Consider the following 20310-nt stretch of genomic DNA (forward strand, 5'->3'; position numbering starts at 1 on the left):
AGGAAATTGGCGGCGCGGATTGCCTCCATTTCGCCGGCACGGACCGGGTTCATGATTGCCGAGGTCATGCCGGCGCCGATCGCCATCGGCAGGAAGGCGGCGTTGATGCCGTGCCGGTTGGGCAGCCCGAACGAGATGTTCGACGCGCCGCAGGTGGTATTGACCCCCAGTTCGTCGCGCAGCCGGCGGACCAGCGCAAAGACCTGCTGGCCGGCGGTTGCCATCGCCCCCACCGGCATGACCAGCGGATCGACCACGATATCGTGCGCCGGGATGCCGAAATCGGCGGCGCGTTCGACGATCCGCTTTGCCACGGCAAAGCGCACGTCGGGGTCTTCGGAAATCCCGGTGTCGTCGTTCGAAATGGCGACGACCGGCACGTTGTACTTCCTGACCAGCGGCAGGACACGTTCCAGTCGCTCCTCCTCGCCGGTGACGGAGTTGAGCAGCGGCCGCCCCTCGACCGTTTCGAGCCCCGCCTCGAGCGCGCCGGGAACCGATGAATCGATGCACAGCGGCGTGTCGGTCAGCGCCATCACCGTTTGCAACACCCTGCGCATCAGCGGCGGCTCGGTTTCGTTCGGGTTGGGGTTGGAATTGTAGACGACGCCCGCGTTCACATCGAGCACCATCGCCCCGCAGGCGACCTGCTCCAGCACGTCCCTTTCGACGGTCGAGAAATCGCCCGCCTCCAGTTCTGCGGCCCGCTTCTTGCGCCCGGGGGGGTTGATGCGCTCCCCGATGACGCAGAAGGGTTCGTCGACGCCGATGGTGACGGTCTTGGTCTTGCTTTCGATAATAGTACGGGTCATGCGGCCTTCCCCTTCAGGCGTTCCAGGAACGGTGTCAGTGCTGGGTCGTTGTAATCGGCGATCGTCGCGGTCGCGCCCGCCGCGCGCAGGGTCGCGTCGTCGAGCATCGAGCGCACCGCGAGGGTGGTCAGCCCGGCGCCGACGGCGGCGCCGACACCCGGCGGGCTGTCCTCGAAGGCAAGCGAACTCGCGGCATCGGCGCCAAGCCGGCGCAGCCCCTCGACATAGGGGTCGGGGTGGGGCTTGGCGCGGGGGCATTCGCTGCCGATGATCAGCGCGTCGATCCGGTCGGCAATGCCGAGCGCGCGCACGACCGCCTCGCCGTTGTCGCGCGGCGCATTGGTGACGACGGCGGTTTTCCACCCCATCCGGCCGGCAAGATCGAACAGCGCGCCGGCACCTGCGATCATCGGATGGGTCGTGCCGATGCGGCGGCGGTATTCGTCTTCCTTGCGGATGCCCAGGGCCACGGCATCCTCGCCCGGGCAGAGGGATTCGAAGATGTCCTTGTTGAGCCGGCCATGGATGTTCTGGCGATAGAAATCGAAATCGACGACCCGCCCGCGCGCGGCGAACATGTCGGAAAAGACGGCGGCATGAAGCGGGTCGGAATCGATCAGCGTTCCGTCGAGGTCGAACAGCAGTGCGGTTGTCATGCGTCTCTCAGCAGGTAGCCACGGCGGCGCGGTTTCCCGGCGCGCCATGTTCGGCCGCCCATTCGGCCGCGGCCTTGATACCGCCAAGCGGGAAGAAGTGCACCTGCTCAATGTTGAAATCCGGATTTGCCGCCTTGTGCAGGGCCAGGTCGCTCAGCACCTCGGTCGGCTCGAACGGCTTGACCAGCTTGGTCACGTCTTTGGCGCGCCGCTGAAGTACGCGCAGGCTGGGGCCGACGCCACAGGCAACCGCATACTTGATCATCGTCTGCAATTTGGCGGGGCCGGCCACACCGATATGGACCGGCAGGTCGATACCGGCGGCTTTCAGGCCGTCCGCCCAGTGGATGATCGGCGCGGCCTCGAAGGCAAACTGGGTGACGATGGCCATCTGCGCATCGGTGCGGCTGGAAAAATCCTGCTTCCAGCGCAGTGCCTCGGTGACGTTCTTCATCCCGCCGCCGGGGTCGATATCGCGGTTGCCCTCAGGGTGGCCGGCAACATGAAGGCGGGTGAAACCCGCCTTGTCGAACAGGCCGCTTTCGAGCAGTTGCATTGAGGAATGGAAATCGCCGCGCGGTGTGTCGATGCCGCCGGCAAGCAGCAGCGCCTGGCTGACCCCGGCTTCGCCCTGATAGCGGGCGATCCAGTCCTCCAGCACGGCGCGGTCGCGGATGATCCGTGCCGGAAAATGCGGCATCACCTGCACGCCTTCGCCCGAAAGCCGCCGGGCGGTCGCCACCATGTCGTCGATCGTCGTACCGTCGATATGGGCAATGTAGACGCGGGTACCTTTGGGAAGAAGCGCGCCGAGGTTTTCGATTTTTGCGGCGGTGCGCGGCATCACCTCGATCGAGAACCCGTGCAGAAAACCCGCAAGCGCGGCGGTGCTGTCGGGGGTGGTGGCCCGTTTGCGGAACGGTAGCAATGCCATCGCGGCCTCCTTGATCCGGGACAGGGTCAATCCCATCCGCCGTTGTCGATCAGCGCCCTCAGGCGGGCGGCGTCGTATTCCTCGTCGATCCGCGCCGCTTCCAGCGCGGCGATATCCTCGGGGTCGCCATCCAGCGGATAGGCGGCGGCCTTGCGCCATTCGGCAAGGTAGGCATCCGTCTCCTTCGCGCCGATGGCCATTGCGCAACGGTCGATCGCCTGCTCGAACCGTTCGGGCAGCGGGCGCTTGGCGCCGCGCCGTCCCTTGCCGACGATGACCTGCGCCGGAATGTCGCGCCAATAGACGATGGTGACTTCGGGCATCCGCGTTCCTGACCCTGTTTTCTCACCTCTACGCCGCGCGGACCGCCGGCAGGGGCCGATTTTCGACATCTTCGGCAACGTCAGCGACTTCGGCCTGCCAGATGCCGGGCGCGCCGGTCGGGAGGGGCAGAATTTCCATGCCGGTCAAACGACTTTGCCGATTGCGCCTCTTGCGGGAACGACATGTCGGGGCTACGTTTGGAACAACTCTTATGGAGGGCGTGACATGACGCCCAGGCGTCCCAAAGGTGCGGGCGCGTTCCCGAAGCCGGTTGTAACCACCGCGCCAACATCGATAGATCCGGTCGCGCCCTATGCGGCGCTCGATCTGGGTACGAACGCATGCCGTATGCTGATCGCTCAGCCCAAGGGCAGCCAGTTCCATGTGGTCGACAGCTTTTCCAAATCGGTTCAGCTTGGCGCCGGGCTCGAAGCGTCGGGGCGGCTGTCGCGCTCATCGATGGCGCGCACGGTGCAGGCGCTGAAGATCTGCAAGGCGAAATTCCAGAAACACAAGGTGCAGCGAATGCGGCTGGTGGCGACCGAGGCCTGCCGCCGTGCCGGGAACACCCGCGATTTCATGCGCCTCGTGCGCCGGGAAACCGGGCTCGTGCTCGAGATCATCAAACCCGAGGAAGAGGCACGCCTTGCCGTCGTCTCCTGCGCGCCGCTGGTTTCGGTCCGGACCGAACAGCTTCTGGTGGTCGATATCGGCGGCGGCTCGACCGAACTGGTCTGGATCGACCTGACCCGCGTTCCGGGCCCGGAACGGGCGCGTTCGATCATGCGGCTGCACAAGGGGTTCGACAGCGCCGATCATCCGTTTCCCCGCGCCAAGGTGGTGGACTGGATATCCGTGCCGCTCGGTGTGGCGACGCTGAAGGACCAGTTCCGCGATGTCGAGGACGACGCCGGGCGCTTCGCGCTGATGAGCTGGTATTTCGAGGAACAACTGGCCGATTTCCTGCCCTATGCCCGGCAACAGGCGCGCGAGGGGTTCCAGATCATCGGTACCTCGGGCACGGTGACGACGGTCGCCGCCAGCCATCTGGGCCTGCGCCGCTACGACCGGACCAAGGTCGACGGGTTGCGCATGACCTCCAATCAGATCGACGCGGTGATCCACGATTACCTGAAGCTGGGCGAGGCCGGCCGCCGCGCCGACCCGCGCATCGGCAAGGACCGGCAGGAGCTCATAATGTCGGGGTCGGCTATCCTCCAGGCGCTGATGCGCATCTGGCCGACCGACCGGCTTTCGGTTGCCGACCGCGGCCTGCGCGAGGGGCTGCTCTATGCGCAGATGTCCTCGGACGGGGTTCTGGAAGACGGCCCATTCTGAGGCGCGGGCTTCCGTTCGCCGCCCCCCTGACATAGAGGACACCGCAGTTTGGCGGCGGCACGACGGGATTCGACCATGGCGAAGAAGACGAGCGGACGCGGACAGCGCGACCTGAAGGTCAAGGTAAAGACCGCGCGTGGCCGCAAGCTCAGTTCGACGCGCTGGCTGGAGCGGCAGTTGAACGATCCCTATGTGGCGCGCGCGAAGCGCGAGGGGTATCGCGGGCGTGCGGCTTACAAGATACTGGAACTCAACGATAAATTCCGCTTCCTTGTGCCGGGCGCGCGGGTGGTCGATCTCGGCTGCGCGCCGGGGGGATGGTGCCAGGTTTCGGTGGCGCGGGTCAATGCGCTCGGTGACCGGCCAGGCAAGGCGGTTGGCCGCGTGATCGGTGTCGACCTCAGAGAGGTGGAGCCGATCGCCGGGGCAGAAACCCACGTGCTCGATTTCCTGGCCGATGATGCCGACGAAACGGTGAAGGAGTGGCTGGGCGGTGCGGCCGACGTGGTGATGTCGGACATGGCGGCGGCATCCTCGGGGCACAAGCAGACCGATCATCTGCGCATCATCGCCCTGTGCGAGGCTGCGGCGCATTTCGCCTTCGAGGTCCTCGCGCCGGGCGGAACCTTCGTGGCCAAGGTGCTCGCCGGCGGGGCCGAGGGCGAATTGCAGAAGCTGCTCAAGCAGCGTTTCGCCCGGGTCGCCAATGTCAAGCCACCGGCAAGTCGCGCCGATTCGTCCGAAAAGTTCGTCGTGGCGACGGAATTCCGTACTGGCGGCGAAAAAGACGAGCAATTATCGTAGGCTGAGGTCCGGGCCCGCGCGGAGCGACAACTGCCGCGAAGCTCTTGCCCCGAATCCGACCGGCGGTTTCGTGCCGGGAGGGTGCAGATTGTATATGCTCGATCCGGAAATTTTTCGATCCGATGAAATTTGACACATCCAAGGGACATTGCCCCAGAATGAACGCGAATATGCCGGTTTCGCGGCGTTGTTTCCTGTCTGTCTGGCTCCGGAGAGATCGTGCTCCGGAATGCCCGCGGAATAGGACGACGCCATGGTCGATCAGGCCTGCTTTCAACGCCGCAACGCTTCGGGCGGCGCGATGATGGGTTCTGCTGGTCCTGTATCCGCCGGCGGGATTCTCGCCGGGACGATGGTCGAAACCGGTCGCGGCTGGAGCCCGGTCGAGGACGTGTTGCCCGGCACCATGGTGCAGACCTTCGACGGAGGTTCGCGCGCGGTCAGGAGGGTATGTCATAGGCCGCTGGAGCATCTGCTGGGGCAGGGGATGAACATCGTTCATGTGCCTGCCGGTGCGCTCGACAATTGCTCTGACCTCGAACTGCTGGCCGAACAGAGGGTGCTGCTCGATCTGGCTGAGGCCGACAGCGCGTTCGGGGCGCCGCTGGTGCTGGTGCCGGCCGGGGCACTCGACGGCTGGCGCGGCATCCGGTGCCGCGAAAGCATGCAGCCGATGACGGCGGTATCGTTGATTTTCGACGATGAGGAGGTTGTTTTCGCCAATACCGGGGTGCTGATGCACTGTCCGACGGCAGAGCTTACCGGAAGTGCGCGGATATCCGATTTCTTCACGCCGCTCGACTTTGGCCCATGCCGCCACCTGCTGTTTCCGGAACCGGGCGGGCAGGATGGCCGGGTAATCCCGCTGCACGGACGCCCGAGCGCCCCGGGGCGGATGGTGCGGACGCTTCTGGCCGAATAACGGCGCGGGATCTGGCGGCTTGTGCCGGCCCGAACACACGATATGGTGCGCACAGTCCTGCGCACCAGCGTGGCAAGGTCCGTTTGCAGCGAGGTTTCCGCCCATGCCGTCCATTTCCGCCCGTCCGGCGTCGTTTGCGCTGATTTTCGGTATCTGCCTGTTCACCGCGCCCGATGCTGTCTTTGCCCAGGACGGGCCGGCGCCGAAGGTCACGGTCGCGGCGGCCTATTCGCGCGAACTGATCGACGAGGTCAGTTTCATCGGCAGGGCCGAGGCCGTCGACAAGGTGGATATCGTCGCGCGGGTTGCCGGCTTTCTCGAGGAATCGGCCGTGGCCGACGGTGCCACGGTCGACGCCGGACAATCGCTCTACCGGATCGAACCCGATGCCTACGACGCATCCCTCGAAGCGCGCCGGGCCGATCTGGCGCGTGCCGAGGCGAACCGCGAACTTGCCGCGATCGAGCTTGCGCGCACCGAAGAGCTTGTCCGTCGCGAGGCAACCCCGGCAAGCGAGGCAGATGTGGCGCGCGCCAATCACCGCATTGCCGAAGCCGAGGTCGAGGCCGCCCGCGCGGCGATCCGCACCGCCGAACTGGACCTGAGCTATACCGAAATCTCCGCCCCCTTCGCCGGGCGGGTCGGAACCGGCCGGCACAGCATCGGCGATATCGTCGGGCCGACCACCGGGCCACTGGTGACGCTGGTGCGCGAAAGACCGATGCAGGTTGCCTTTTCCCTGTCCGAAAAGCAGTTTCTGACCGTTCTGGAACGGGCGGGCGCGCGCGCGGCCGAGCTTGCCGGTTCCGGCAGGACTCCCGATGTTTTCGTCACCCTGCCGAATGGCGAGCGGCTGGAAGAGCCCGGAAAGGTGGTCTTTGTCGACAACCGCATCGACCCGGCCACCGGCACCATCACGCTCCGGGCGGAATTCGCGAACGAGCACCGGGTCATTCTCGACGGCGCCTATCTGACAGTTTCCATCCAGGCGCTCGCACCCGAGGTGAAGCTGCTGATCCCGCAGGCGGCGGTTCAGCGCGACCAGCGCGGCGATTTCGTGCTGGTGGTGACGCAGGATCAGCGGGTCGAGCAGCGCTATGTCACCCTGGGCCGCCAGGTCGAGGCCGCTGTTGTGGTCAACGACGGCATGCAGGAAGGCGAGGCGGTGATCGTCGAGGGGCTGCAACGGGTTCGCCCCGGCGTTACCGTCGAGTCGGTTCTCGCTGCGGCGCCCGCCGAAGCCGGCGCGGAGTAAGGCGATGATCTCGACCGTCTTCATCCGCCGCCCCAAGATGGCGATCGTCATCTCGACCCTGCTCACGCTGCTCGGGCTGATCGCCTATGCGGTTCTGCCGGTCGAGCAGTTCCCCGATATCACGCCGCCGGTGGTACGCGTTTCGACCAGCTATACCGGCGCCAACGCCGAGACGGTGGAAAACACCGTCGCTGCCCCGATCGAGGCGCAGGTGAACGGTGTCGACGACATGATCTACATGTCGTCGGATTCGTCGGACAACGGCTCCTATTCGCTGGCGGTGACCTTCGATGTCGGCACCGACCCCGATATCGCCTCGGTCAACGTGCAGAACCGGGTGGCGCAGGCGACCTCGCGCCTGCCGACCGAGGTCAACAATGCCGGCGTCGTCACCCGGAAATCCTCGACCAACATGTTGCTGACGGTCACGCTCTATTCGCCCGGCGGGACCTACGACGAGATCTTCCTGTCGAACTATGCAACGATCAACCTGCGGGATGCGCTGGCGCGGATCGAGGGCGTGGGCGAGGCGTCGGTGCTGACCGATTTCGCCTATGCGATGCGCATGTGGATGGATCCCGACCGCATGGCCAGCCTCGGCATCACGCCGGGCGATCTGATCGCCGCGATACGCGAGCAGAACCTCGAGGTCTCGGCCGGCCAGATCGGCGCACCGCCGGCGCCGCCCGAACAGCAGTTCCAGTACACCGTCAAGTCCACCGGCCGGCTGACCGGCGTGGAGGAGTTTCGCGACATCATCGTGCGCACCGGCGCGGCGGGCTCGATCGTCCGCATCCGCGATGTGGCGCGGGTCGAGCTTGGCGCGAGCTATTACAACGCCTCGGGCCGGTTCGAGGGCCACCCCTCGACCGTGATCGCGATCTATCAGGCCCCGGGCGAAAACGCGCTTGCCGTGGCCGAGGGGGTGACGGCCGAGCTTGAACGGCTGTCGCGGCAGTTTCCCGACGACGTGGCCTATGCCATTCCCTACCGGTCGACCGATTTCGTCGAACAATCGCTCAAGGACGTGACATCGACCCTGTTGCTGACATTCGTTCTGGTCATGTCGGTGGTCTTTGTCTTCCTCGGCTCGTGGCGGGCGACGGTGATTCCGATGGTCGCGATCCCGGTATCGCTGATCGGCACCTTCGCCTTCCTGCTCGCCTTTGGCATGACGCTCAACACGATCTCGCTGTTCGCGCTGGTGCTCGCCATCGGCATCGTGGTCGACGATGCCATCGTCGTGGTCGAGAGCGTCGAGGATCTGATTGCAAAAGAGGGGTTGTCGCCGCCCGAGGCGACGGCCCGGGCGATGGGTCAGATTACCGGCCCGATCATCGCCACGACCCTGGTTCTGCTGGCCGTCTTCGTGCCGGTGACCTTCATGCCGGGCATCACCGGGCGCCTGTTTTCGCAATTCGCCATCACCATCTCGGTGGCAGTGGCAATCTCGTCCATCAACGCGCTGACACTTTCGCCGGCGCTCTGCGCCATCGTTCTGAAACCGCGCGGCGGCCCGCCCAAAGGGCTGCTGGCGGTATTCGAAAGGGCGATCGGCAACGTGCGTGACGGCTATACGGCGCTGGTCCGCCGCTTTGCCCGCATCGCGCTGGTCAGCATCGCGGTCCTGGCGGCGGTGTTCCTCGCCATCGGTCTGCTTTTCGTCAACACCCCCAAGGGCTTCATCCCGACCGAGGACAACGGCGTTCTCTTCGTCGACGTGCAACTGCCCGATGCCGCGGCACTCGCCCGGACCGAGGTGGTCACCGCGCGGGTCAACGCCCGGATCGAGGCGCTGCCCGGCGTGTCCAGCACCGTTCTGGTCAACGGCTTCAGCCTGCTGAACGGCTCAGGCGCCAACGGCGCGATGGTCATCGTCAACCTCGAACCGTGGGACGACCGCAAGGCGCCCGATCTGGGTGCCGCGGCGATCCTGCGGGAGATCAACGAGATCGGCTATGACGAGGCCGCCGCTAGCATCATCGCCTTCAATCCGCCGCCGATATCGGGGCTGGGCCTGTCGGCGGGGGTGGAGATGAAGGTGCAGCAAACCGGCGGCGGGTCGGCGCAGGACCTTGCCGCGGCGCTTGGCGGGCTGGTCTATGCGGCCAATCAGCGGCCCGAGATCGCGCAGGCCTATACCACGTTCCGCGCCAACGTTCCGCAGGTCTTTGTCGATCTCGACCGCGAGAAGGCGAAATCGCTCAACGTGCCGATCTCCGAGGTCTTCCAGACCTTGCAGGCTTACCTGGGATCATATTATGTAAACGATTTCAATCTGTTCGGGCGCGTCTACAAGGTTATGATCCAGGCGGACGGCGATTATCGCAGCAGGGTGGAGGATATTTCCCGCCTTTACGTGCGATCGGTCAGCGGCGAGATGGTACCGCTCGGGACGCTGCTGGATGTGGAAAGCGTGCTGGGGCCGGTGCTGCTCAACCGCTACAACATGTTCCGCTCGGCAACCGTCACCGCAATTCCCGCCGAGGGGCTTTCGACCGGCGATGCGATCCGTGTCATGGAGGAGGTCGCGGCCAGCGCGATGCCGCCGGGCTTCGGCTACGAATGGACCGGAACCGCCCAGCAGCAGCTTTCCTCGCAGGGGCTGGTGCAGGTGATCCTGATCATGGCCATCCTGTTCGGCTATCTGTTTCTGGTCGCGCAATACGAAAGCTGGACCATGCCGGCGGCGATCCTGCTTTCGGTCACGGTGGCGTTGCTCGGGGCTGTTGCATCGGTTGCGGCGACGGGAAGCGACATCAACCTTTATACCCAGATCGGCATGATCATGCTGGTCGGGCTGGGGGCCAAGAACGCGATCCTGATCGTCGAATTTGCCATGGAACTGCGCGCACAGGGCATGCCGATCCGCGAAGCGGCGGTCGAGGCCGCCTACCAGCGCTTTCGCGCCGTGATGATGACGGCGTTGTCGTTTCTGCTGGGTGTGGTGCCGCTGCTGACGGCCAGCGGCGCGGGCGCGGCCAGCCAGCGTGCCATCGGCGTTGCGGTCTTTGGCGGCATGCTGGCGGCGACGGTGCTGGGCGTCGTGCTGGTGCCGGTCCTCTATGTGGTGCTGCAAACGCTGCGCGAATGGATCAAGCGGCTTGGCGGGCGCTCCGGGTCCGGGGCGTCCGGCGATACCGGGTCCGCCGGCTGATCGAATCCGGGGTGTCGTGTTCAGCCCATGCGTTCGGATGCAAATGAACCGGGGCTGGCCGGAAACACGATGGTGCGGTTGCCGTTGAGGAAAACCCGGTGGTGGATATGGGCGTGGATCGCGCGGGCCAGCACCTGGCTTTCGACGTCGCGCCCGAGGCTGACGTAATCGGCCGGCGATTGTGCATGGGTCACGCGCACCGTGTCCTGTTCGATGATCGGTCCCTCGTCGAGGTCGGCGGTCACGTAATGCGCGGTTGCGCCGATCAGTTTCACCCCGCGCTCGTAGGCCTGCTTGTAGGGATTGGCGCCCTTGAAACTCGGCAGGAAGGAATGGTGGATGTTGATGATCCGCCCCGACATGCGTCTGCACATCTCGTCGGACAGCACCTGCATGTAGCGCGCCAGCACCACCAGTTCGGCTCCCGTCTCGTCGATGATCTCCATCTGCCGCGCCTCGGCTGCGGCCTTGTTCTCTTTGGTGACGCGAATGTAGTGAAAGGGGATGTCGTGGTTGACCACCACCTTCTGATAATCGAGGTGGTTCGAGATCACTGCAACGATGTCGATGGGCAGCGCGCCGATCCGCCAGCGATAGAGCAGGTCGTTCAGGCAATGGCCGAAGCGCGAGACCATGATGACAACCTTCATCCGGCTGTCTTCGTCGTGAAAGGCATGGCTTTCGGTCTCGAACGGCGCCATGGCGGCCGAGAAGCTCTCGTCAAGGCCGGCCGGCGTTACCCCTTCGGGGCTGGTGAAACTGATCCGCATGAAGAACCTGCCGGTTTCCATGTCGTCGAACTGGGCCGAATCGGTGATGTTGCATCCCCTGTCGGACAGACAGGTGGCGATCGCGGCGACAACGCCGATTTCCGAGTTGCATCTCACGGTCAGGGCGTGGCGGTTCATGTGTCGGCAATCCTTGGTCATTCGTTTTGGCGAACCTGCCGCGCCCGTGCGGGTGCCGAAAGGCGAAAATATTGCGCCGGAGGCGAAAATCGCACCCTGCCGGGGCCGTCCGGCGCGGCGAATTTCCTATCGTGTACGACATGCCCTTTTGTTGTGCGGTGCGGGAACCGTTCCGCGGTCAGGCGCCGGTATTTTCCCCCTTCCGGACGAATCCGTCTCGCCATCGCCGGGCGCGTCTGCTTGCCTGAAAACCGGAACAACCGGAGCGTTCGATGTCGATTACAGCCGCGATTCACCATCTGACCCATTACAGGTACGACCGGCTGGTAACGCTCGGCCCGCAGGTCATTCGCCTGCGACCCGCGCCGCACAGCCGGACGCGGGTGATCTCGCATTCGCTCAAGGTCGAACCGGCGGGCCATTTCGTCAACCATCAGCAGGATCCCTATGGCAACTGGCTGGCGCGGTTCGTTTTTCCCGAGCCGGTGCGCGAGTTGAAGATCGAGGTCGATCTGGTGGCCGACATGACGGTCTACAATCCGTTCGATTTCTTTGTCGAGGAACGTGCCGAACACTACCCGTTCGACTACCCCGAAGAGATCGCGGAAGACCTGGAAATCTATCTGAAACCGGAGCCCGCCGGGCCGGGCATGCAGGCGTTTCTCGACAGCACCGACCGTGGCGACGGCACGACAAAGACGGTCGATTTCCTCGTCGCGCTGAATCACCGGATCGAGCGGACGATCGACTATGTGATCCGGATGGAGGCGGGGGTTCAGCCGCCGGAGGAAACGTTGACGGCACGGCGCGGTTCGTGCCGCGACAGTTCGTGGCTGATGGTGCAGGTTCTGCGCCACCTCGGCATCGCGGCGCGGTTCGTTTCGGGTTACCTGATCCAGTTGAAGCCCGATATCGAGGCGCTCGACGGCCCGTCGGGCACCGATCACGATTTCACCGATCTGCATGCCTGGTGCGAGGCCTATATCCCCGGTGCCGGGTGGATCGGGTTCGATCCGACATCGGGCCTTCTGACCGGGGAAAGCCATGTTCCGCTGGCGGCGGCGCCGCATTACCGCAACGCAGCGCCGATTTCCGGCATGGCCAGCCCCGCCGGGGTCGATTTCACCTTCGACATGGGCGTGACGCGCACCGCCGAGCATCCACGCATCAGCCGGCCGTTTTCGGAAGAAAGCTGGGAAAAGCTCGACGCACTTGGCCGGAGGGTGGACCGGCTGCTGGAGGAGGGCGATGTCCGCCTGACCATGGGCGGCGAGCCGACCTTTGTTTCCATCGACGATTTCGAAAGCGACGAGTGGAACACCGCCGCGGTCGGGCCGATGAAGCGTGGGCTGGCGGACAGGCTGATCCGGCGCCTGCGCGACCGCTTCGCGCCGGGCGGGTTCCTGCATTTCGGGCAGGGCAAGTGGTATCCCGGCGAAAGCCTGCCGCGCTGGACCTTCTCGCTCTACTGGCGGCGCGACGGGGTGCCGATCTGGAACGATGCGGCGCTTGTCGCGCAAGAGGACGCGCAAACCGGCGCCGGCCCGGCCGAGGCCGGGGCGCTGCTGCGCGCGATGGCCGGGGAGCTGGGTGTCGACCCCGGCCATGTGCAACCCGCCTACGAGGATCCGGCCGAGTGGATCCTGCGCGAGGGAAACCTTCCCGACAACGTGACGCCGGAAAACCCGGAACTGAAAGACCCCGAGGCGCGGCACCGTATCGCGCGCGTGTTCGAACGCGGGCTGACCGAACCCAGCGGCATGGTGCTGCCGGTCCAGCGCTGGCAGGGCAGGGCATCGTCGGGATGGCTGTCGGAGCTTTGGCGCACAAGGCGCGGAAAGCTCTATCTCGTTCCCGGTGACAGCCCGGTCGGTTTCCGGCTGCCGCTGGAATCGCTGCCGCATGTTGCGGCCGGTGCCTATCCCTATATCTACCCTGCCGATCCGGCGGCGATTTCCGGGCCGCTGCCGGAATTCGCATCAAGGCGCCGCCATCGGGGCGAACCCGCGATCAGTCCCGGGCACCGTCAGGAGGCGGCGGTCTTCCGGGCCGATACGCCGGGGCAGGACCGGCAGGAGCAGGTGCTGGAAACGGCGGGCGGCACCGTGCGCACCGCGCTGTCGGTCGAGCCGCGCGACGGCAGGCTGTGCGTCTTCATGCCGCCCACCGAACGGGTCGAGGATTATCTCGAACTGGTGGCGGCGGCTGAAAGCGCAGCGGTGGAGCTGGGTTTGCCGGTCCATATCGAGGGTTATGCACCGCCCCCCGACCCCCGGCTCAACCTGATCCGTGTCGCCCCGGATCCCGGCGTGATCGAGGTCAACGTTCAGCCGGCACATTCGTGGAAGGATTGCAAGGCGATCACTCTGGGGGTCTACGAAGAGGCCCGCCTTGCGCGCCTCGGGGCCGACAAGTTCATGATCGACGGGCGCCATTGCGGCACCGGGGGCGGCAACCACGTGGTCGTCGGCGGCTCGACGCCGCTCGACAGCCCGTTCCTGCGCCGCCCCGACCTGCTGAAAAGCCTGATCCTGCACTGGCAGCGGCACCCTTCGCTGAGCTATCTGTTTTCGGGTCTGTTCATCGGCCCGACCAGTCAGGCGCCGCGGATCGACGAGGCGCGGCACGATTCGCTCTACGAGCTTGAGATCGCGCTGTCGCAGATCCACGCGCCGGACAGGGGCGATGTACCGCCGCCATGGCTGACCGACAGGCTGCTGCGCAACATCCTGATCGACGTTACCGGCAACACGCACCGGGCCGAGATCTGCATCGACAAGCTCTATTCGCCCGACGGTCCCACCGGGCGGCTTGGGCTGATCGAGTTTCGCGGTTTCGAGATGCCGCCCGATCCGCGCATGAGCCTTGCCCAGCAGCTTCTGATCCGGGCGCTGATCGCGCGGCTGTGGAACGCGCCGCTCGGCGGCAGCCCGATCCGCTGGGGAACGCGCCTGCACGACCGCTTCATGCTGCCTCATTTTGTCTGGGAGGATTTCCTCGATGTGCTGCGCGACCTGCGCGAACACGGCTTCGCGATGGAGCCCGAGTGGTTCCGGGCGCAGGCCGAGTTCCGCTTCCCCTTCTGTGGCGAGGTAGAATACGAAGGCGTGCATCTGGAACTGCGGCAGGCGCTGGAACCGTGGCACGTACTGGGCGAGACCGGCGCCATCGGCGGCACCGTGCGCTATACCGACAGTTCGGTCGAACGGCTTCAGGCCCGGCTTGCCACAACCGAACCCGAGCGTTACGCTGTTGTCTGCAACGGCCGCCGCCTGCCGATGCAGGCAACCGGCACCGGTGGCGTTTCGGTCGCGGCGGTGCGGTTCAAGGCCTGGCAGCCGCCCGAGGCGCTGCACCCCGTTCTGCCGGTCAGCGCGCCGCTGACCTTCGATATCTTCGATACCTGGACGGGCAGGGCGCTCGGCGGTTGTGTCTATCACGTTGCCCATCCGGGTGGGCGCAGCTACGACACATTCCCGGTGAACGGTAACGAGGCGCAGGCGCGGCGCCTTGCCCGCTTCGAGCCGCGCGGGCATACTCCGGGAAGCTATTTGCCGCCCGGCGAGTTACCCCATCGCGAATTTCCGATGACGCTCGATCTGAGGCGACCGCCAGGGATTTGAGTCGGGGATTTGAGTCATGGAACCAGCAACGGATGCGGGCGCCGAAGCCGCCATGGCCCGCTTCCTGGAGCGCTACACGACGCGGCCGGGAGTGCCGGACGAGTTGCTTGGGCGGGACGGTGGCCTGCGCCCGGTCTGGGGCAGGTTCATCCGTCGGCTGGCAGAAATGCCGGACGGCGAACTGGCCATGCGGATGTCGCTGGGTGACCGCTACCTTCGGGATGCCGGCGTGCACTACCGCCGCTACGGCCCGCAGGATACCACCCGCCGCGACTGGCCGCTGAGCCATGTTCCGGTGCTGATCGGGGGGGCCGAATGGCGCGAGATCGCGGCAGGGCTCACCGAAAGGGCGGACCTTCTGGAGAAGGTTGTCGCCGATCTCTATTCGGACAACCGGCTGGTTCGGGATGGGCACCTGCCGCCCTCGCTGATCGCCCGAAGCACGGAATGGCTGCGGCCGCTGGTCGGTATCAGGCCAAGGTCGGGGTATTTCCTGCACTTTCTCGCCTTCGATATCGGCCGGGGTCCGAGCGGCGAATGGTGGGTGCTCGACGATCGCACACAGGCCCCTTCGGGTGCCGGCTTCGCGCTGGAAAACCGCATGGCGACGCGGCGCATCTATTCGGACATCTTCGCCGCCGCCGGTGTGACGCGGCTGGCCGGGTTCTTTGACGATTTCCGCAATTCCCTGTCGGACATGCTGGTGCGTGGCGACGGCCGGGTCGGGATTCTGACGCCGGGGCCGATGAACGAGACCTATTTCGAACATGCCTATATCGCCCGATACCTCGGCTTCACGTTGTTGCAGGGCGAGGATCTGACGGTTGTCGATGGCCGCCTGATGATCCGCACCATCGACGGGGTGAGGCCGGTCTCGGTCCTGTGGCGACGGCTCGATGCTGCCTGGGTCGATCCGCTGGAACTGAACGGAGAATCGCGGCTCGGTACGCCGGGCCTGCTGCGCGCCGTGCGTGAGGGCAACCTGACGATGGTCAACGCGCTTGGCGCCGGCGTTCTGGAAACCCGCGCGATGATGGCCTTCCTGCCGCGGCTGAGCGAGGTGCTGGACGGGCGACCGCTGCGCCTGCCCAACATCGCCACCTGGTGGTGCGGTCAGCCGGCGGAACGCGAGTTCGTCCGGGCGAATGCGGCGACGATGACAATCCGCTCGGCCTATTCGACGAGCCACGCCGACGAAAGCGACGTGGTGAGCCGTCCGGCGCACGGGTTCGACAACTGGCTGGCGCGGAACGGCCCGAACCTTGTCGGGCAGGAGCAGGTTTCGCTGTCGACCGCGCCGGCATTCGAGGACGGCAGGCTGGTGCCGCGACCGATGAGCATGCGGGTCTTTCTGGCGCGGACATCGGCGGGGTGGACCGTGATGCCGGGCGGGTATGCCCGCATCGGCCGCGAGGGGGAAACGGCGGCGCTGACCATGCAGCAGGGCGGCCGCGTCGCGGATGTCTGGGTGACCGGTGCCGGTGCGGGGCAGACGGAAGGCGGCGGACGCTCGGCGCAGGCATCGTTCCTGCGTACGGTTCCGGGCGCACTGCCCAGTCGCGCGGCCGACAACCTGTACTGGCTCGGCCGCTATGTCGAGCGTTCCGAACACCTTATACGGGTACTGCGCGGCTATCACGCGCGGCTGGCCGAAAGCGATCTGGAAAGCCCGCTCGTCGGCGCCATCGCCGGTTACCTCGATGCGTTCGGCAGTTCTGCCGGAACGCGGGCGGTGCCGCAGAGCCTGCTCGAAACGCTGCATTCCGCATCGGTCAGCGCCGGCCATGTCGGCGACCGTTTCTCGGTCGACGGGGCGTTGGCGCTCGCCGATCTGGAGCGCACTGCGCGCGCCTTTGCGGATGCCGTGGCCGAGGGGGATGACGCTACCCGCGCGATGTCTGTTTTATTGCGCAAGATCAACGGGTTTTCCGGTCTTGTTCATGACAATATGTATCAGTTCGAGGGCTGGCATTTCCTGAGCATCGGCCGGGCGATCGAACGGGCGCTCAACATGTGCTGGCTGCTTGCGGCCTTTGCCAGCCCCGCCGCCCCGGAGGGCGCCCCGGATCTGGTGCTGGATATCGGCGACAGCGTGATGACCCATCATCGCCGCTACACGATCCCGGCCAGTTGCGAAAGCGTCACCGATCTGCTTGCGCTCGACGAGTTGAACCCGCGCGCGATCCTGTGCCAGTTGAACCTGATCGAGGGGCATCTGGCAAATCTGCCCGGCAGCGGGCGCCACCGGCAACTGTCGCCGCTGGGGCGTTCGGTGCTTAGGGCGCGGGCGGATCTGGCGCTGCAAACGCCCGACACGCTCGATACGCAACGGCTCCGCCAGCTTGCCGCCGATCTTGCGCTGATCTCCGAACAACTGACGCTGGCCTATCTGGGGTAGGGAATGCTTTACGACATCCGGATGGAGATCGCATATACCTACCAGAGCCCGGCCGGATCGGGGCGGCAGCTGCTGCGGCTGATGCCGGCGGATCTGCCCGATCTGCAACGGCTGATCGCGGGATCGCTTACCATCGAGCCCGAACCGTCCGAGCGCCTGTTCCGGCAGGATTTCTTCGGAAACCAGACAGTCGAGGTTGCGCTTGCCGGCCCGCTTCATGCCAGCCGCTTCGCCGTTTCCGCACGGGTCGAGCGCCAGGTCGCCGGAAGGTTGCTGGACATGTCGCCCGATCTCGACGGTCTTGCCCGCGATCTGGCCGGGCTGGCGACGCTGTCGCTCGATTCGCCGCACCATTTTCTTGGCAACTCGCCCCGTATCGTCCTTCACCCCGAGATGTCCGCCTATGCCAGACGGGCGACAAGCGGGGCGGGCACGGTCTGCGAGGCCGTCCGGCGGCTCGGGCAGGCGATCCATGCGGATTTCACCTTCGATGCCGAGGCGACCGATGTCGATACGCCGGCGATTGCCGCCTTCGAGCGGCGCAAGGGTGTCTGTCAGGACTTTACCCATATCATGATCTCCTGTCTGCGCGGGATTGGAATCCCGGCCGGCTATGTCAGCGGCTTCCTGCGGACCGTACCGCCGGTGGGGCAGCCGCGGCTCGAAGGGGCAGATGCGATGCATGCCTGGGTTCGGGCGTGGTGCGGGCCAGAGATGGGCTGGATCGAATACGATCCGACCAACGCGCTGGAAATCGGCGGCGATCATGTGGTCATCGCCCGCGGGCGCGACTATTCCGACGTGGCCCCGGTTCGCGGAGTGTTACGGCTGTCCGGCGAGCAGCGCACCGGGCAGAAGGTCGACGTGATCCCGATCGGGTAGGTGCCGGCCCGGCGGGGCAGCGAAGACCGGAGCGGGTTGAGTTTTTCCGCTCCCTGCATAGGTTGCACCGGTCAGTTCGAACGGAGCCAGCCCACCATGACCCCCGAAGCCCGGATCGCCGCCGCCGCCGGCATCCTCGACCGCTACCTTGCGGGCGAGCCGGCGGAAAAGGCGCTTGTCAACTGGGGGCGCCGCAGCCGCTTTGCCGGGTCGGGGGATCGGGCGGCGGTTCGCGATCTTGTGTTCGACGCCATTCGCCGCCGCCGCTCCGCCGCCGCTGCCGGCGCGGGAGAGAGCGGGCGCGGCCTGATGATCGGGTTGCTGAGGCTTTCCGGCCGCGCGCCCGAAACCCTGCTGACCGGTGTAGGGCACGCTTTGCCGCCGCTCGTCGATGGTGAGAAGAGGTGTTCGGCGCCGCTGACCGAGGCCGAGGGCCTCGATATCCCCGATTGGCTCTCCGGCGATCTGCGGCGGGATCTGGGGCCGGGCTATCGTTCGGCTCTCGAATGCCTGCAAACGCGGGCGAACCTGTTCCTGCGGGTTCACGCGCGCAGGGCGGACAGGGAATCCGTCCGCCTGCTGCTTGCGCAGGAGGATATCGAAGCCGAACCCTGTACCGGATCAGACGCCGCGCTGCGGGTGACCGGCGGCGGGCGCAGGGTGCGCAACTCGCGCCTCTTTCTCGACGGTCTGATCGAAATTCAGGATGCCTCGTCCCAGGCAGTCTGCGACATGATTCCGGTTCCGGCCGAAGGCGTGGTCCTTGATCTCTGTGCTGGTGGCGGGGGCAAATCGCTTGCACTCGCGGCGCGCACCGGCCGGCCGATCCTCGCCCACGACATCGACCCGAACCGGATGCGGGACCTGCCCGAACGCGCACGGCGCGCAGGGGACCGGATCAACTGTATTCCGACGCGCGAGTTGACAGGCCATGCGCCGTTCCCGCTGGTGGTTGCCGATGTTCCCTGTTCGGGCAGCGGCGCCTGGCGGCGGCAGCCCGAAGCCAAATGGAACCTGACGCCGGAAGCGCTCGACCGGCTGATCGGTACCCAGCGTGCGATCCTCGGCCAAGCGGCGGAGCTGACCAGGACAGGGGGAGCGCTTGCCTTTGTAACCTGTTCCCTGCTCCGCCGCGAGAACGAGGCGCAGATGGAGTGGTTTCTCGGCCAGTATCCCGGCTGGACCGAAAAAACGCATCGCAGGATCGTGCCTTCGGCGGACGGTGATGGCTTTTTTGTCGCCATACTCGAAAAAGGCAACTGAACCGTGCGCGCATTCAGGTTTGGCGACAGGCGCTTAAGTTGTGTTTAACGGTTTCGGGGCCGAAATGTCGGAGATCGAATCGCAACGGAGAGAATCCTTGTCGCACCCGGCGCTCGCCCCGCATCCGGTGATCCGGACCGCCAATGCTTTCTCGGGCCGTGTGGTTCATCTGGCGGTCTTCGCGGCACTCATGCTGCTTGCGGCTATCTATGCGCCCGATCGTCAGTTGGGGATTGTGCTTCTGGCGGGCAGTGCGACACTTGCCGCGATGGCATTCCTGATCAGCCTTTTTTCCCGGCGCCACGGCAGGGCGCGCGAAACGATGCACGACGCGGTTGCCGCGTTCATCGAAAACGACGCCTCGCCGAGCTTCACCACAGACGCGGACGGCGCGGTCCTGCAGCGGAATCAGGCTGCACGCGAGCGTTTCGGAGACGACGGCGATACCGGCGAAACGCTGGCGCGGGCGCTGCGCGACCTGTTCGCCAATCCCGCGTCGGTTCTTGCGCGCCTGCAAGGCCGGGCGGAGGCGCGTGGCGCCGCACGAGAGGATATCGTCACCCGCCGCGGCCATGTCCGGCTCTCCATCCACCGAATAGGGGAGGACAGGTTTCTCTGGCGCCTGGAGGATCTGGTCGAGCGCCCTCCGGCCGGTCGGGGGGGCGAATCCCTCAGCCTGCCGATGATGACGGTCGGCGCCTCGGGAACGGTTCTGTTCATGAACGATGCACTGCGCCGGTTGCTCGGCGGACGGGTGAAAACGCTCGATCGCATCTTTGCCGATCTTCCGCTCAAGCCGGACAGCGTTCATGTCGTGTCGGGCGCCGAAGGGCCGGTGCGGGTTCGCGTGGTCGAAATCGAAAGTACTGGCGGGCGGCAGGAGGTTTTCCTGATTCCGGCAGGCGACGAGCCGCAATCGGTTGCCGCGACGCTGAGCGCGTCCGGGCCGCTGGAGGGGCTCCCGGTTGCCCTTCTCCACCTGTCGCGGGCGGGCACGCTGCTGGCGGCAAACAAATCGGCGCGCGAGCTTCTCG

At 65.8% G+C, this 20310-nt stretch carries 14 protein-coding genes and 1 pseudogene; 10 read left to right on the forward strand and 5 right to left on the reverse strand.

Going from position 1 to position 20310, the window contains the following annotated elements; all coding sequences use genetic code 11:
• The 4 genes from ACK5IR_RS08415 to ACK5IR_RS08430 form a co-directional block, all read right to left on the reverse strand.
• The coding region (locus ACK5IR_RS08415) for a methyltetrahydrofolate cobalamin methyltransferase (protein WP_416927835.1) at positions 1-812 on the reverse strand (812 nt) is incomplete at its 3' end.
• Entirely contained in the window at positions 809-1468 is a 660-nt protein-coding gene (locus tag ACK5IR_RS08420) for an HAD family hydrolase (protein ID WP_416927837.1), read from the reverse strand. The genes ACK5IR_RS08415 and ACK5IR_RS08420, both read right to left, overlap by 4 nt.
• A 7-nt stretch (positions 1469-1475) precedes the next feature.
• Entirely contained in the window at positions 1476-2402 is a 927-nt protein-coding gene (locus ACK5IR_RS08425; protein ID WP_416927839.1) for a methylenetetrahydrofolate reductase, read from the reverse strand.
• Between the two features lie 26 nt (positions 2403-2428).
• Positions 2429-2725 carry a virulence factor gene (locus tag ACK5IR_RS08430; protein ID WP_416927841.1) on the reverse strand — a complete coding sequence of 99 codons (297 nt, stop codon included), beginning with the start codon at positions 2723-2725 and terminating at the stop codon, positions 2429-2431.
• 226 nt (positions 2726-2951) lie between these two features.
• Here ACK5IR_RS08430 and ACK5IR_RS08435 point away from each other — a divergent pair, with 226 nt between their 5' ends.
• The 5 genes from ACK5IR_RS08435 to ACK5IR_RS08455 all read left to right on the forward strand — a co-directional run bounded on the left by ACK5IR_RS08435 (position 2952) and on the right by ACK5IR_RS08455 (position 10202).
• Positions 2952-4064, forward strand: coding sequence for a Ppx/GppA phosphatase family protein (locus ACK5IR_RS08435; RefSeq protein WP_416927843.1), 1113 nt, complete (start codon positions 2952-2954; stop codon positions 4062-4064).
• A 75-nt stretch (positions 4065-4139) separates the two neighbouring features.
• Positions 4140-4868 (forward strand): RlmE family RNA methyltransferase, encoded by a 729-nt coding sequence (locus tag ACK5IR_RS08440; RefSeq protein WP_416927845.1) that lies wholly within the window; start codon positions 4140-4142, stop codon positions 4866-4868.
• Positions 4869-5121: 253 nt separating this feature from the next.
• Positions 5122-5790 carry a Hint domain-containing protein gene (locus ACK5IR_RS08445; protein ID WP_416927847.1) on the forward strand — a complete coding sequence of 223 codons (669 nt, stop codon included), beginning with the start codon at positions 5122-5124 and terminating at the stop codon, positions 5788-5790.
• 103 nt (positions 5791-5893) lie between these two features.
• On the forward strand, positions 5894-7045 hold the full coding sequence (locus ACK5IR_RS08450; protein ID WP_416927849.1) for an efflux RND transporter periplasmic adaptor subunit: 1152 nt from the start codon (positions 5894-5896) through the stop codon (positions 7043-7045).
• Positions 7046-7049: 4 nt separating this feature from the next.
• Positions 7050-10202 (forward strand): efflux RND transporter permease subunit, encoded by a 3153-nt coding sequence (locus tag ACK5IR_RS08455; RefSeq protein ID WP_416927851.1) that lies wholly within the window; start codon positions 7050-7052, stop codon positions 10200-10202.
• Positions 10203-10222: 20 nt separating this feature from the next.
• Here ACK5IR_RS08455 and purU read toward each other — a convergent pair whose 3' ends face one another.
• On the reverse strand, positions 10223-11110 hold the full coding sequence (gene purU, locus ACK5IR_RS08460) for a formyltetrahydrofolate deformylase (RefSeq protein ID WP_416927853.1): 888 nt from the start codon (positions 11108-11110) through the stop codon (positions 10223-10225).
• 272 nt (positions 11111-11382) lie between these two features.
• On the opposite strand from purU, the gene ACK5IR_RS08465 reads away from it, so the two are divergent.
• The 5 genes and pseudogenes from ACK5IR_RS08465 to ACK5IR_RS08485 form a co-directional block, all read left to right on the forward strand.
• Positions 11383-14733, forward strand: a complete 3351-nt coding sequence (locus tag ACK5IR_RS08465) for a DUF2126 domain-containing protein (RefSeq protein ID WP_416927855.1) — start codon at positions 11383-11385, stop codon at positions 14731-14733.
• A 16-nt stretch (positions 14734-14749) separates the two neighbouring features.
• Positions 14750-17131 (forward strand): circularly permuted type 2 ATP-grasp protein, encoded by a 2382-nt coding sequence (locus ACK5IR_RS08470; RefSeq protein ID WP_416927857.1) that lies wholly within the window; start codon positions 14750-14752, stop codon positions 17129-17131.
• A gap of 3 nt (positions 17132-17134) precedes the next feature.
• A complete protein-coding gene (locus ACK5IR_RS08475) occupies positions 17135-18013 on the forward strand; it encodes a transglutaminase family protein (protein ID WP_416927859.1) in 879 nt (292 codons plus the stop codon).
• 96 nt (positions 18014-18109) lie between these two features.
• On the forward strand, positions 18110-19276 hold the full coding sequence (locus ACK5IR_RS08480) for an RsmB/NOP family class I SAM-dependent RNA methyltransferase (RefSeq protein ID WP_416927861.1): 1167 nt from the start codon (positions 18110-18112) through the stop codon (positions 19274-19276).
• A gap of 97 nt (positions 19277-19373) precedes the next feature.
• Positions 19374-20310, forward strand: a pseudogene (locus ACK5IR_RS08485) (hybrid sensor histidine kinase/response regulator); the annotation flags it as partial.

It is taken from the genome of Tropicimonas sp. (assembly GCF_047971885.1).
Classification (GTDB): domain Bacteria; phylum Pseudomonadota; class Alphaproteobacteria; order Rhodobacterales; family Rhodobacteraceae; genus Tropicimonas.

Excerpts from the sequence above, each read along its gene's own strand:
- ACK5IR_RS08420 (WP_416927837.1), bottom strand. The coding sequence starts at position 1,468 with ATGACAACCGCACTGCTGTTCGACCTCGACGGAACGCTGATCGATTCC.
- ACK5IR_RS08425 (WP_416927839.1), bottom strand. The coding sequence starts at position 2,402 with ATGGCATTGCTACCGTTCCGCAAACGGGCCACCACCCCCGACAGCACC.
- ACK5IR_RS08430 (WP_416927841.1), bottom strand. The coding sequence starts at position 2,725 with ATGCCCGAAGTCACCATCGTCTATTGGCGCGACATTCCGGCGCAGGTC.
- ACK5IR_RS08435 (WP_416927843.1), top strand. The coding sequence starts at position 2,952 with ATGACGCCCAGGCGTCCCAAAGGTGCGGGCGCGTTCCCGAAGCCGGTT.
- ACK5IR_RS08440 (WP_416927845.1), top strand. The coding sequence starts at position 4,140 with ATGGCGAAGAAGACGAGCGGACGCGGACAGCGCGACCTGAAGGTCAAG.
- ACK5IR_RS08445 (WP_416927847.1), top strand. The coding sequence starts at position 5,122 with ATGGTCGATCAGGCCTGCTTTCAACGCCGCAACGCTTCGGGCGGCGCG.
- ACK5IR_RS08450 (WP_416927849.1), top strand. The coding sequence starts at position 5,894 with ATGCCGTCCATTTCCGCCCGTCCGGCGTCGTTTGCGCTGATTTTCGGT.
- ACK5IR_RS08455 (WP_416927851.1), top strand. The coding sequence starts at position 7,050 with ATGATCTCGACCGTCTTCATCCGCCGCCCCAAGATGGCGATCGTCATC.
- purU (WP_416927853.1), bottom strand. The coding sequence starts at position 11,110 with ATGAACCGCCACGCCCTGACCGTGAGATGCAACTCGGAAATCGGCGTT.
- ACK5IR_RS08465 (WP_416927855.1), top strand. The coding sequence starts at position 11,383 with ATGTCGATTACAGCCGCGATTCACCATCTGACCCATTACAGGTACGAC.
- ACK5IR_RS08470 (WP_416927857.1), top strand. The coding sequence starts at position 14,750 with ATGGAACCAGCAACGGATGCGGGCGCCGAAGCCGCCATGGCCCGCTTC.
- ACK5IR_RS08475 (WP_416927859.1), top strand. The coding sequence starts at position 17,135 with ATGCTTTACGACATCCGGATGGAGATCGCATATACCTACCAGAGCCCG.
- ACK5IR_RS08480 (WP_416927861.1), top strand. The coding sequence starts at position 18,110 with ATGACCCCCGAAGCCCGGATCGCCGCCGCCGCCGGCATCCTCGACCGC.